This window comes from Paenibacillus sp. Mc5Re-14 (assembly GCF_001049835.1).
Taxonomy (GTDB): domain Bacteria; phylum Bacillota; class Bacilli; order Paenibacillales; family Paenibacillaceae; genus Paenibacillus; species Paenibacillus polymyxa_C.
Genome location: NZ_CVPD01000001.1, coordinates 3,449,567 through 3,462,221, shown reverse-complemented (window position 1 = coordinate 3,462,221; position 12,655 = coordinate 3,449,567). Strand labels below are relative to the sequence as shown.

Below are 12,655 nucleotides of genomic sequence, written 5' to 3'. Positions count from 1 at the left end.
AACCCTTAGATATCGCTGTCGTCGAATTGGAACTGAACAACATAGTCGTGATCGTAAGGAATACCGCCAGTGTATTCTTTAGGTACGCTTACATGCAGTTTGACATTCAATTTTTGAGACGAGCTAGTTACCGGGAATTCAACTATTCTTGTATCGCCGGATGTGCTGACCACAGTCGCATTCACATACTGACCGTTTTGTTGAGTTTTAAATTCAGTAACCCAAGCACTTTTGGTAATAGCTACACGCACTTTGTATTGACCATTCGTAACAATCAGTGTAGCTGGTTTTTTCACATAACCATTGGTATCCATGTAAGATGGCTGAGTGGTTCCATCCTTAAAAACGGTATAAGGCAATTGATACGTTCCATTAGGCAAAGCCGCGTTCGCTTGATTAGCTGAGAATGGGGCTAGTACCACAAAAACAAGCGCAGCCATCAATACAGTGAGCATTACTTTTTTCAGAGACAACTTCTCCATACGATTCATAATCATGTTCATGTTTTCAATCTCCTTTTACGTTTTATTTTGGATTAGATTTCGTCGAATTGCAGTTGTACATCGTACTTGCCTGTGTAGTTAACTACTGGGATTGTGATTTCAGCGTAAGCATTTACTTTTGCATTCAGGTCAGCTACTTCGAATTCCACTACACGAGTGTTGTTCGCGGTATTTGTGCTGACTACAGTCGCATCTTGCAGTACGCCATTTTGCTCTACTTTGAACGCTGTAATCAGATTGCTGCTTTTCACAGTCAGACGAACGACATTTTTGCCATTGGCTACCGTAACCTGAGCAGGCTTTGTCAGATAGCTGTCTAATCGAGAAGTTTCATTGGTTTGATCCTTCAGAACGGTATAATCTACGTTATAAGTGCCGTCGGCTGCTGCTGCTTTAGCAGAGAGTGGAGCCATCAGTGCAAAAACAAGTGCTGTCATGATCAATGCTACGAATACCTTCTTGAAAGAAAATTGCTCAAAGCGATTCATTACCATATTCATATCTACACACACTCCTTCATTTTTTATGCTTGAATTTATGTTGATTTTATGAACGATAAAGATAGCCTGAATTTACTTTTTGGAAGATTTGGCTGATTTCGCTGACTGGACGGCTGCAACTTTTTTGATGCTTTTGGAATCAAAAGCGAAGCGGATCGTATAGTCATGATCGTAATTGTATGCAGGGACAGTAACATGAATTTTAGAGATCAACGGGCTGTTGATACTCGCAATTGGAAATTGCACGGTGCGAGTATCGGTTTTGGCATCCTTTTGGATGACTTTGGTATCGATGATTTTGCCTTTATAATCCACTTTAAACCCGGTTGTCCATTCGCTATGATTCAGCTTAATTTGCATGGTCATTTGACCTTTCTTTACATACAACTTAGCTGGTTTTTCAAAATAATCATTAGCCATGGACACTGAATCATTTTCTGCCTTGAGAATATTGTATTTGAGCGTGTATGTACCATCCGCCAATTTTGGAGAAGCCGCAGCGGCTCCTACAGATGACGAAGTTGGCCAAAAGCTCAGCACACTCACCAGCAGAAACACAGCAATAATTGCAGAATACCCCTTCTTCATTTTGACAGCAGTCCCTCCCCACGAGAATAAACTAATTGATTATCATTCTCAATTAATAATTTAAAAAAAATAGCTCTTTTCGAGCTTGTCTCCCCACCTCTCTATTCCATAATTTCGCAAAATCAAGTAAACCCATCACCAATATATCTTACACTTTTCGAAAATGTCAATATGTATTTGTGTGTACGTAATCCCTTGATATATGCTATTTTTTAATAAAAATTTGTAGTTCCTTCTTCTATAATTCGAATGACTCTCTTTTATTTTTAGTTCAAAATTTATTTTAAAATTTACTTTTTTCAATTGACAATCCTCAGTGATATTCATTATCATTCTCTTATACATAAATGAAAATGATTATCATTATTGTTTAACTTGAAAATTGCAGGAGGAATAACATGAAATCTTATGTGTTGTGGTCATCCGCAGCGCTTTTATTGGCAGTTACCGGATGTAGTAATGGTACCTCGACCGCAGATCACAAACCAGTCAGTGCTTCCGTATCTACCACTTCAAGCACGACAAGCGGCGTGACGATTCAAGTTACTGATTTCTCAAAACGGACGTTGGCGTTTCAAAAGGTCCCTCAACATATCGTTGCGCTCAGTAATGGCGATCTAGATATTATTTACGCATTGGGCGGGACAGCCGTGGGGAGGCCCAACTCCAATGGACCTTCCGTCGTACCTGCTGCTGAAAACGTTCAGCAAATAGGTTCCACTCATGAAGTAGATCTGGAGAAAATTACGATGCTCAAACCGGATGTCGTACTAGGCAACTATCCTATGAATGAAAAAGACATCCCAGCCATTGAAGGAGTCGGTTCACAGCTGCTGCTGACTGGGGCTAATTCAGTTCAGGATATCCAGTCACAAATTACGCTGTACGGACAATTACTGCAAAAGCAGGACGGGGCCGTAAAGCTGAACCAACAAATTGACCAACAAGTAGCCAAGCTGCAAAAAGAAACAGCCTCTACCTCCAAACCGAAGGTGTTGCTGGTTTACGGAGCCCCGGCCACGTACATGGCAGCGCTGCCGAATTCTCTAGGCGGAAACATTTTGGAAGTTGCAGGTGGTTCCAATATCGCCGCTGATTTTCCGGGCCTGCAAAATTTCCCGCAATATGCGCAGTTGAACACAGAACGCATCGTACAGGCTGACCCTGACTACATTTTCATCATGACCCATGGTAATACGGAAGAGGTTAAAGCCGCATTTATAAAAGAAATGCAGGAAAATGCAGCTTGGAACGGAATCCGGGCAGTCCAAAACAGCCAGGTCGAGGTTTTACCTTCAGATTTGTTCGGGACAAATCCAGGGACACGGGTCACTAAAGCGCTGGATTTGATGCACCAAAAGCTGTATCCGGCGAAATAGGCGATGGCGATGAACAAACTACAGCGCGCCAGAAGACGCACCATCGCCTGGATTATCCTTCCGATCTTATTGCTAGCCGTCTCTGTGTACGGTCTGGCCTACGGTTCGGTTTCGATTCCACTTCAAGAAATCAATCAGGTTTTGCTACATAATGATGAATCCACATATCGCACGATCCTAATGGATCTCCGACTCCCCAGAGTATTGGTAGGTTTATTGGTAGGCGCTTGTCTCGCAGCTTCAGGAGCACTTCTTCAAGGCGTCATGAAAAATCCATTGGCTGACCCAGGCATTATTGGTGTATCGGCTGGAGGTGGACTTGCTGCCGTTATTACGATGGTGATGCTTCCACAGCTTAGTTACCTTCTTCCGGTAACCGCCTTTTTGGGAGCCTTTCTGAGTGCGATCGTCATTTACCTACTGGCTTGGGACCGAGGGGCTTCCCCTGTCAAAATTGTGCTGGCTGGCGTTGCGATCAACGCGTTGTTGGGCGCGCTCACCAACGGCGTGATGGTCATGTACAGCGACCGCGTACAGGCAGTACTTCCTTGGCTATCTGGCGGGTTAAATGGACGCAGCTGGCATCATCTGGAGTTCATGGCTCCTTACGCTATCATTGGCTTAATCGCCTCTTTGTTTGCGATTAAGCCTGCGAATTTGCTGCTGCTGGGCGACGATTCAGCACAGCTGCTAGGCCAGCGGGTAGAGCTTCAACGGATGCTCATTATCTTGCTCTCTGCCCTGCTCGCCGGCACGGCGGTCAGTGTAGCCGGGCTGATCGGGTTCGTAGGACTGGTCGTTCCCCATGTTATAAGGCTACTCATCGGGGAAGATTATCGTTTCCTCCTCCCCCTTTCCATTGTGGGCGGTGGGACACTGGTTGTCCTAGCGGATACAGTCGCACGCTCTTGGTTTGACCCGATTGAGCTGCCTGTCGGTATTTTGCTGGCCGTCATTGGGGCACCGTTCTTCTTAATCCTGCTCAAGAAACGGGGGAATTTCGGATGACAGCCATTCAGGGTGAACATCTCTCCTTACAACGCGGATATTTCCAGTTGGACGATGTGAACATTACCTTGCCCGCTGGCCAGCTCACCGCCATTGTCGGTCCCAACGGCTCAGGCAAGTCTACTCTTTTGCGGATTTTGACCCGGCTGCTCAAGCAGGATCAGGGCAAGGTTTCTATACTGGGCAAGCCCGTGGAGGAATACAAGCGGCGTGATTTGGCTCAGACGATTACAATGCTGCCGCAAATGAAGGATATTTTGCCGTTATTAACGGTTCGTGAGCTGGTCGCTTATGGAAGATCTCCTCATGCCAAGGGCTTGAGGACACGACCTACCAGACAAGATCAGCAAATTATCGACCATGTCATGGAAATCACGGGCATTCAGCCCTATGCAGATCGGATGTTCCATACTCTATCGGGAGGTGAACAACAAAAAGCGCGAATTGCAATGGCCTTGGCCCAACAAACGGGTATTCTTTTGCTCGATGAACCGACCACTTTTCTGGATATCGCCCACCAATTTGAAGTTATGGATATGCTGCGGCGTATTAATCACGAGTCCGGCTTGACGATTGTTATGGTACTGCATGATTTGCAGCAAGCTGCGGCCTATTGTCATCATATGATTGCGCTTAAAAGGGGACGAATCGCCGTTGCTGGCGAACCCCGTCAGATTTTGACGTCTGCTTTTCTTCGCGACATTTATGAAATGAACGCTACCATCAAATTTGAGGATGGCTATCCGGTTATTATACCGACCATACCACATCATTCAGGAGGAATTTAATATGGTTATCGTTACAAACACATCTAAAATCACACCAGGTAATGCCCATTTGCTCATCGAAAGATTTAACAAAGAAGGACAGGTTGAAAAGATGGAAGGCTTCCTCGGTCTGGAAGTGCTGCTGACGGAAAACACGAAGGATTATGAGGAAGTAACGATTAGCACACGCTGGAAGGAAAAAGAGAACTTCCAAGGCTGGACGAAAAGTGAAGCGTTCCGTGAATCCCACAACCACCGTCAAATTCCAGACTATATTATTGAAAATAAAATCACGTTCTATGAGGTTAAAATCGTTCGTCATCCCATTGCGAACAATGACTCCTCTTTGGCGAGTGAGATCGAAGCCGTTTAATTCTGAACGGTAGCATAGAACTAAAAAAAGCGGCTCGGCAGACAATATTAATTGTCCGCTGGGCCGCTTATTGGATTTTTGCAAAATCCTCTTATATACGTATTTTATTGAATCCCTCAGATTCTGGTTGAGCAACGGCGCCCAATTTTTAGCGTCTCTCCGTGCCCCAGTACATGGATGCGTTCCTTTGCAATCCCCAAGCGCTCTCGCTCTACTTCGAGACGATCCAGCGCCTCTCTCGGCGTATCGTCCGCCAGCTTAAAGGCTCCATAATGCATCGGGATCATCTGATCTGCGCCGCAATCCACAAAGCCCTGCAACGCCTCTTCAGGTGTCACATGCTGTGAGGTCATGAACCATTCCGGTTCATACGCGCCAATCGGCATAAAGGTCAGATCAATGGCAAAGCGCTCGCCAATCTCCTTAAACCCACGGAAATATCCGGTATCTCCCACAAAATACAACGTAGGTGCCTCCGTTGAATCGGATTCTGCATGAGCATCTGAGCCTGCAACAGACGTGGCAGAACCAATCACCTGCTGCTCACTTTGCAGAACGTATCCACCCCAATGCGAAGCATTGGTATCAAACGGCGTACGCCGTGTCCAGTGCTGTGCCGGAACAAATGTAATCCGCACCCCGCCTACCGTAAAATGCTCCCACCATTGCAGCTCATGGCAGTTGCGAAAGCCTTTGCGGATCATTTTCGACTTTAACCCCGAGGGTACGAGCATCAATGTGTCTGCACGATATAACTTCCGCAACGATGCCAAATGTAAATGATCATAATGCGAATGTGATAGCAGAATGATATCCAGTGGTGGCACATCCTGAATGCGAATGCCGGGTGGAGCCAGCCTTTTATCAAAAGCCATACGCTCTGCCCACACCGGATCAGTGACAATATTCAGCCCAAGGTACTGAATAAAAAAGGTGGAATGGCCCACCCATGTCGCCGTCGCCATTTCCCGATTATGATGCAGGAACTCCAGCTCCGGGGGATGGTTTGGCACAACGAACGTATAATCCTTTATTTTGCTGCGTCGCTCCTGTCGCCATTGTCTGAATTGCTTGATGGTTTTATCGGTATTTACATGATCCATATTGTTAAAACGCACTTTAGGCATGATGCAGCCCCCTCCCTGACAGACCCGTTCTCCAAAAACACAACGGTTCAATTTAACTATATATTGTCACTCAAATGTGAACATGAAATGATGCAACATCCTGATATATGTAAAGTATAATTCAATCACATCTGTAAAGGAAATTCTGCTATAATACAGCAAAAACAGACCTTCCGGGTCTATCAGAAGGCCTGCTCCACATGTTATTGTCAGTCCTGTGGGTTTTTAAAGCGTGCCGAATAAATGAACAAAAACACAATCGCCACCACGATAATGATCGGCGACTCATACATGATCGTAAAATGCTCGAAAGCAACCACTCTAACTCACCCTTTCTTTCCCGCTTGTCCTCGTACATACTTTGCATCGAATAGGAACAATCTCAATATCAGGATCAGCGAAGGAATCAGCACTAGCAGACCCGCAACAAACGCCGTAATCAATGCATATGCCATCGTAGAGTTCGTAAAGCTGTCATATACATTAATGTAGGGATACAGAACATACGGAAGATGTGACCGGCCATAGCCATACCAGGCAAATGCAAATTGCAGCATCACCAGGATGAAGGAGATACCCAAATGGCGCCGCTGCCAGACCAGATAAACTGCCCCTACAAAGCATATGAAGGATGCGACAAACATCCAGGCCATACTGAGCATATTGGCAAAATGGTCCGGATTTTGTTTGTTAATCTGAAAAAATGCGAACAAACTCGCCAAAATCGTAGGAGCACTCCAGAGCAACGCGTACCCTCGTACAATTTCGAAAGCGACCTTGTCCCCTGCCCTTTTGGCATAAAAGCACAAAAACATCGCCGATATATACAATACACTCACCAGCGCCAGAATAATAACCGCCCACGTGTAAGGGTTGCTTAATAGCTGACCCCATTGGAGATGAACACCTGTGCTGTTTTCCAAAATAATGCCGCCTTCCGAAATAGCGAGGACCGTCGACAGTGCCGCGGGAATCAGTAATCCAGTCGCACCATACAACGCCATGTAGACGATATTATTTTTACCCGAATGCCCATACGTATTGTAAGCATAATATACTCCCCGGATTGCGAGCAGCACGATTGCAATACTACCGGGAACGAGTAACGCCGTCCCATAGTAATAAGCTGCATCCGGGAAAAAACCGTTCAATCCCACCACAAAAAAGATGAGAAATACGTTCGTAACCTCCCATACTGGAGACAGATACCGTTGAATGATATTGTGGATTTTGTTCTGGTGGCCTGTCAGCACACTGTAAAAGCTGAAAAAGCCTGCACCAAAATCAATGGATGCCACAAGCAAATATCCAAACAGGAAGGTCCACAAAATGGCGATGCCTACAATCTCATAGTTCACTTGCCTTCAGCCCCTTCCAGGCCCAGCTGTCTTATCTCTTCCACGGCATCCTTATTACGGAATAGTTTGCTGAGTACCTTGATGGCCGAGAAGCACAACACCAGATACAAAATAACAAACAACACTAGCATCCACCCAACACTTGTAGAAGTAGTTGCTGCTTCGGACACCTTCATATATCCGCGTAAAATCCACGGCTGTCTGCCGACCTCCGCAAACATCCAGCCCAGCTCAATAGCTACCATCGCCATCGGTCCGACCAGAATGAGCGCTAACAGCAGCCATCTGGGGTAGGGTTTGCGACCTGGCAAACGCTTGCGGATCAGATATAGCAGTGGGATGACGAGAATCAGCACTCCTGTGGTGATCTTGAGGTCAAACATATAATGAATAGACAGCGGCGGACGCTCCTCCACCGGATAGTCATTTAACCCCTTAACCTCCGTACTAGGCAAATTCCCGGCCAACACACTAAGTGCATAAGGCACTTTCAGAGCGTATTTGATTTCACCGTTTTCATCCATAAAGCCACCATATACAAAGGGGGCGTGCGTCATCGTATCAAAATGCCATTCGGCGGCAGCCAGCTTCTCCGGCTGATATTTGGCCAGAAATTTACCTGATGCGTCTCCAATCATCACTGTACTGATGGCAAACACAATGGTACAGGTGGCCGTCAGCTTCAGCGCCTTTTTAAAATAAGGGTGGTTACGCCCCCGCAGCATGCTGTAAGCAGCCAGCCCCATCAGCACCCCTGCGCTCAATGTATACGAGGAAGCCAGTACATGAGACACTTTGGTCGGCGTGGCAGGGTTTAGCATAGCCTCGATGGGATGAATATTGGTCATGACTCCATTTTTGAGTGTAAAGCCTTGAGGTTGGTTCATGAACGAGTTCACAGTCGTAATAAAAACCGCTGATGCAGACGAGGCAATCGCTACCGGGATGAGCAGCATTAAGTGAAAATATTTACTTTTAAACCGATCCCAAGTATACAAGTAGATGCCTAGGAATATTGCTTCGATAAAAAAAGCAAACGTCTCTAAAAACAGGGGCAGTGCAATCGCTTGTCCAGCCACCCGCATAAAGGTAGGCCAAAGCAAGCTGAGCTGAAGACCAATGGAGGTGCCTGTAACGACACCCACGGCAACAGTGATGACAAACCCTCGCGCCCATCTCCGGGCCAGTAGTGTATAATGCGGATCACCGGTTCGCAGCCCGCGCCATTCTGCAAGTGCAATCATTAAAGGTACACCAACGCCGATGGATGCAAATACGATATGAACAAACAGGGTAATCCCGGTCAGCATCCGGCTTAGCAATACAGGGTCCAGTGAAGACAAATGGGTTTCACTCCTTCATTTCACATTTTTAATAGGGAAAACTTCGAAATCACTCTTGATTACCAACTAGGGAGTCAAGCGAGCTATGCTTTTAATTACGGCATATAGCATAATGGCCGCAATTACTATACATACAATAATGAGCGTTCTTTCCTGCTTGCGGAACATAGGAACGCCTCCTTCACTTATCTATTGGCGCAATTTGGTAACCTACTCACAGTTTGGTTCATTCAACTGATTTTTAACCCTGCTTCTGTATGGAATGTGGCAGTATTTCTTGCTAGATATTGTCTTTTGCATGGCAATACGTTATATTATTTATAGTTAGATAACCTAATTATATGAAAAGAGTGAACTTATGCCGCCAAAACAAAGTAAGCGGGACACCGTCCAGCAGTCTCTTCCTCGTCTGGGACCCGAACCTTATCTGGAGTTAATGGATCAAACTGCCCTTGCAGAAACGGATCGGCAACTTGCCCGTATTGGTCTCTTTTTGCTATGGACCAGTGATAATACGCTCGACGCAATAGATTTGGATCTAGCTGCTTACGGCCTGACAGAGAGTAAGCTAGATTTATTGTTGCTGTTGACACTGCACCAATCTCAGGCCCAGATGAGCCCTTCTATGATTGCCGACCGTCTAGGCATCCGACGTGCATCTGCAACATCCCTCCTGGATTGGACAGAGCAACGAGGCTGGATTATCAGAGAACATAGTTCTATAGATCGGCGAAAAATTCATGTACGCATTACAGAAGCGGGATCTCACCTTGTGCAGCAAGTGCTTCCTGTATTTTGGTCTTCCTGTGCTTCCCTAGCAAGTATTTTGGAGCCCGAGGAGCAGATCGTTTTTTTGCGAATTATAGAAAAAATTCATCATCATATGGAAGATAAACTGGGGGTGGGCAGATAATTTTTTTTAAACGTATAATTAGGTTATCTAATATATTTAATTGTTTGTATCTCAAACTACTTATTTGATGAAGGAGTGTTCTATTGATGAGTAAATTACGAACAAATGATAGCGTTATACAGAAGGAAAATGTTGCTCTCCCTTATGTATGGATGACTGTAATCCTATGCTGGTCAGCGGTTGCCGTGATGTCCAGCCTATATGTAACGATCCCTTTGGTCCCTCTCTTCGCTAAAGTATTTGAAAAAACACTAGCTGAAGCGGCTCTGCCGGGAAGTATCTTTTCCTTAGGCTTTGCGGTGGGATGTCTTATTTATGGAGGATTGTCTGATCGCTTTGGACGCAAGCAGGTTATCGTCGCTGGACTGCTCGCATTGACGATCCTGTCGTTTTCCCTCAGCTTAACCAGTCAGTATTCCGTATTAGTTGCACTACGCTTGCTTCAGGGTTTGGCGGCAGCCACCTTTTCCCCCGTTGCTCTCGCATATGCCGTAGATATGTTTCCGACTGAAAAACGGGTAACATCTATCGGCTTTATCAGCACTGGCTTTCTCGTGGCAGGTATTACCGGACAGGTATTTAGTATTGTCATTAGTGGACAGATCGGATGGAATATGGTATTTCGGATGCTAGGTGTTTTGTACGCCATCACCTTCCTGATCGTTCTTTTTTTCCTGCCTAAAGCTCCCTCTCCGCAACGAGGGGTTCGCATTTGGGCAGCCTTCGGCCAGTTGGGGACCGTTCTGCGCTCGTATCCTTTATGGTTAAGCTACACAATCGCTTTTGTTCTTCTGATGTCCTTTGTGAGCATGTATACGGTTTTGGGAAGCTACCTTGGCAGTCCCGAATTTGGCCTGAATAGCAAACAGATGCTATACGTCAGATCCGCTGGCATCATCGGCATGCTTCTCTCCCCATTCGCCGGACAACTGGCCCTGAAATTCGGTGTTCACCTTTTACTACGTACAGCTCTTCTTCTTTCCATTCTCAGCTTGGCGCTGATGGGAATGACGCATTCTCTAATGGCTATCGTGGTATTAAGTGTATGTTTTGTTAGCGGCATTGCCCTAAGTGTCCCTTCACTTATTGCAATAGTTGGCCAGCTCGGCGGTACAGCAAGGGCCATAGCCGTCTCACTGTATACCTTCATTTTGTTTGCCGGTACGAGTCTAGCACCTATGCTTTCCATTCGTTTGATGGGAAATGGCGGCAATCAGATAACTACGTTTATGCTGCTGGCGGCAGTTCTGTCTGTGGGATTTATCGCTTCTCTCCTGATCCATCAGAAGCAAAATGATTCGTTGAAGCGGAATGCATAGACAGCACCATCCTGCCTACTCCGTTTTCCTGTGACTTTTTTGAGTTCGGCCCATATAGCATTTTGTTTTTATTCAAACAACCTCCATATCCATCAGGTATGCTTATATCAATAATGTGATATATATCATTGTATTTTCTTCATAAATAAAAACTCTCTCTTTGGAGACATACACAGAATGAGGTACAATACAGATAAGCTATATATGATATATGGAGAACTTTTGAACAGGAGGCTGTACCGAGCTATGAAGATAACATCTATCGAGCCAACTCCCAGTCCGAACACCATGATGCTGCATCTGGATGAGCGACTGGAAGCAGGTATCCGCAGAACATATACACGGGACAATGAACGTTCCGCTCCCCCATTTATCCGGCGTATGCTGGCGATTGAAGGGGTCAAAAGCGTGTTTCACACGACCGATTTTGTAGCCCTTGACCGTAAAGGAAATGCGGATTGGTCTACTATTCTGGGTCAAGTCCGGGATCAGCTAGGCGAGGAAGGTGCTGACGCAAACTGGGATTTACCGGAGGAAACCTCGGGAGAAGCGTTTGGCGAAGCACAGGTTTTTGTACAATTTTTCCGCGGTCTTCCCATGCAAATTAGGGTTAAGGCAGGACAGCAGGAGGAACGAATTTCCTTGTCCGACCGCTTCGTGCAAGCCGTTACCCGCGTGGCAAGTGCAACACTGATCAAAGAACGCAAGCTGAGTGATTACGGCGTCCGTTACGGTGAACTGCCGGATATTGCCCGCGAGGTTGAGCAGGAATTGGAGGCAGCCTTTCCGCAGGATCGGCTGGAACAAATTATCCAGCAGGCGATTGCCCACGGCGCGGACAACAGCGAATTCGTGGAGGAACGCCGCGAGTGGAGCGATGCCGAGCTGAAGCAGGCCCTCCAACACGAAGACTGGCGCACACGCTACGCTGCGCTGGATCGGCTGGAGCCGACGCCTGAGCATTTGCCGTTGATCCGGCAAGCGCTACATGACGACAAAATGCAGCTACGGCGGCTGGGAGTCGTCTATCTGGGCGATATTCGCTCACCGGAGGCAATGGAACTGCTGTTCGAGGCGCTGCGCGATCCTTCAGCGGCAGTACGCCGCACTGCTGGCGACACGTTGTCGGACATTGGCGATCCCGTCGCTACCAGCGCTATGATCGGAGCCCTGTCGGACAGCAGCAAGCTGGTTCGCTGGCGTGCAGCCCGTTTTCTATACGAGGTTGGAACCGAGGATGCGCGTGATGCGCTGGAGAAGGCCGTCGATGACCCCGAATTTGAGGTCAGTCTGCAAGCTAAAATGGCACTGGAGCGCATCGAATCAGGCGAACAAGCCGCAGGTACGGTTTGGCAGCAGATGGCCAAGCGGAACTCTTGATTTAAGAATCGATAAGTGGATTTTCTAAAAATTGTCGATTGTCAGAAGGTGTACAGGTACGATATACTGTAGTTCGCTATACAATAAAATATCATGT

At 46.5% G+C, this 12,655-nt stretch carries 13 protein-coding genes; 7 read left to right on the top strand and 6 right to left on the bottom strand.

The genetic code is table 11. The features are described from left to right. Positions 1–5 precede the first annotated feature (5 nt). From BN1546_RS15595 to isdC, 3 genes are all read right to left on the bottom strand, one after another. The gene (locus tag BN1546_RS15595; protein ID WP_013373062.1) at positions 6–503 is read right to left on the bottom strand and encodes an NEAT domain-containing protein; all 498 of its coding nucleotides are present in this window, start codon (positions 501–503) and stop codon (positions 6–8) included. 32 nt (positions 504–535) lie between these two features. Further along, complete coding sequence (locus BN1546_RS15590; RefSeq protein WP_013373063.1) at positions 536–1,003, bottom strand: NEAT domain-containing protein; 468 nt, start codon at positions 1,001–1,003, stop codon at positions 536–538. Between the two features lie 72 nt (positions 1,004–1,075). Further along, complete coding sequence (isdC, locus tag BN1546_RS15585; protein ID WP_013373064.1) at positions 1,076–1,591, bottom strand: heme uptake protein IsdC; 516 nt, start codon at positions 1,589–1,591, stop codon at positions 1,076–1,078. A 398-nt stretch (positions 1,592–1,989) separates the two neighbouring features. Between isdC and BN1546_RS15575 the strand changes: the two genes are divergently transcribed. The 4 genes from BN1546_RS15575 to isdG are packed head-to-tail and all read left to right on the top strand — an operon-like array spanning position 1,990 to position 5,118. Next, complete coding sequence (locus tag BN1546_RS15575; RefSeq protein WP_090738228.1) at positions 1,990–2,970, top strand: ABC transporter substrate-binding protein; 981 nt, start codon at positions 1,990–1,992, stop codon at positions 2,968–2,970. A 9-nt stretch (positions 2,971–2,979) separates the two neighbouring features. Then, positions 2,980–3,978 (top strand): FecCD family ABC transporter permease, encoded by a 999-nt coding sequence (locus tag BN1546_RS15570; RefSeq protein ID WP_173364590.1) that lies wholly within the window; start codon positions 2,980–2,982, stop codon positions 3,976–3,978. Further along, positions 3,975–4,766, top strand: coding sequence for an ABC transporter ATP-binding protein (locus BN1546_RS15565; RefSeq protein WP_090738226.1), 792 nt, complete (start codon positions 3,975–3,977; stop codon positions 4,764–4,766). Before BN1546_RS15570 ends, BN1546_RS15565 begins: the two co-directional genes overlap by 4 nt. Position 4,767: 1 nt before the next feature. Continuing rightward, entirely contained in the window at positions 4,768–5,118 is a 351-nt protein-coding gene (isdG, locus tag BN1546_RS15560; protein ID WP_025674837.1) for a heme oxygenase, read from the top strand. Positions 5,119–5,234: 116 nt separating this feature from the next. Here the strand turns inward: isdG and BN1546_RS15555 are convergent, their stop codons facing one another. The 3 genes from BN1546_RS15555 to BN1546_RS15545 form a co-directional block, all read right to left on the bottom strand. Beyond that, the gene (locus BN1546_RS15555) at positions 5,235–6,245 is read right to left on the bottom strand and encodes an MBL fold metallo-hydrolase (RefSeq protein ID WP_090738224.1); all 1,011 of its coding nucleotides are present in this window, start codon (positions 6,243–6,245) and stop codon (positions 5,235–5,237) included. A gap of 326 nt (positions 6,246–6,571) precedes the next feature. Then, positions 6,572–7,603, bottom strand: coding sequence for a cytochrome d ubiquinol oxidase subunit II (locus BN1546_RS15550; RefSeq protein WP_090738223.1), 1,032 nt, complete (start codon positions 7,601–7,603; stop codon positions 6,572–6,574). Then, positions 7,600–8,946, bottom strand: coding sequence for a cytochrome ubiquinol oxidase subunit I (locus BN1546_RS15545; RefSeq protein WP_013373071.1), 1,347 nt, complete (start codon positions 8,944–8,946; stop codon positions 7,600–7,602). The genes BN1546_RS15550 and BN1546_RS15545 overlap by 4 nt, the downstream gene beginning before the upstream one ends. A gap of 358 nt (positions 8,947–9,304) precedes the next feature. Here BN1546_RS15545 and BN1546_RS15540 point away from each other — a divergent pair, with 358 nt between their 5' ends. The 3 genes from BN1546_RS15540 (at position 9,305) to BN1546_RS15530 (ending at position 12,558) form a co-directional block, all read left to right on the top strand. After that, on the top strand, positions 9,305–9,859 hold the full coding sequence (locus BN1546_RS15540; RefSeq protein ID WP_090738221.1) for a MarR family winged helix-turn-helix transcriptional regulator: 555 nt from the start codon (positions 9,305–9,307) through the stop codon (positions 9,857–9,859). Positions 9,860–9,945: 86 nt separating this feature from the next. Beyond that, positions 9,946–11,178, top strand: coding sequence for an MFS transporter (locus tag BN1546_RS15535; protein ID WP_090738220.1), 1,233 nt, complete (start codon positions 9,946–9,948; stop codon positions 11,176–11,178). Between the two features lie 246 nt (positions 11,179–11,424). After that, on the top strand, positions 11,425–12,558 hold the full coding sequence (locus tag BN1546_RS15530; RefSeq protein ID WP_016324726.1) for a virulence factor: 1,134 nt from the start codon (positions 11,425–11,427) through the stop codon (positions 12,556–12,558). The last annotated feature ends 97 nt before the right edge of the window (positions 12,559–12,655 follow it).

Bases quoted from the DNA above. Each gene is read 5' to 3' on its own strand.
- BN1546_RS15565 (WP_090738226.1), top strand. From the start codon at position 3,975: ATGACAGCCATTCAGGGTGAACATCTCTCCTTACAACGCGGATATTTC.
- BN1546_RS15540 (WP_090738221.1), top strand. From the start codon at position 9,305: ATGCCGCCAAAACAAAGTAAGCGGGACACCGTCCAGCAGTCTCTTCCT.
- BN1546_RS15555 (WP_090738224.1), bottom strand. From the start codon at position 6,245: ATGCCTAAAGTGCGTTTTAACAATATGGATCATGTAAATACCGATAAA.
- BN1546_RS15570 (WP_173364590.1), top strand. From the start codon at position 2,980: ATGAACAAACTACAGCGCGCCAGAAGACGCACCATCGCCTGGATTATC.
- isdG (WP_025674837.1), top strand. From the start codon at position 4,768: ATGGTTATCGTTACAAACACATCTAAAATCACACCAGGTAATGCCCAT.
- isdC (WP_013373064.1), bottom strand. From the start codon at position 1,591: ATGAAGAAGGGGTATTCTGCAATTATTGCTGTGTTTCTGCTGGTGAGT.
- BN1546_RS15530 (WP_016324726.1), top strand. From the start codon at position 11,425: ATGAAGATAACATCTATCGAGCCAACTCCCAGTCCGAACACCATGATG.
- BN1546_RS15575 (WP_090738228.1), top strand. From the start codon at position 1,990: ATGAAATCTTATGTGTTGTGGTCATCCGCAGCGCTTTTATTGGCAGTT.
- BN1546_RS15595 (WP_013373062.1), bottom strand. From the start codon at position 503: ATGAACATGATTATGAATCGTATGGAGAAGTTGTCTCTGAAAAAAGTA.
- BN1546_RS15535 (WP_090738220.1), top strand. From the start codon at position 9,946: ATGAGTAAATTACGAACAAATGATAGCGTTATACAGAAGGAAAATGTT.
- BN1546_RS15590 (WP_013373063.1), bottom strand. From the start codon at position 1,003: ATGAATATGGTAATGAATCGCTTTGAGCAATTTTCTTTCAAGAAGGTA.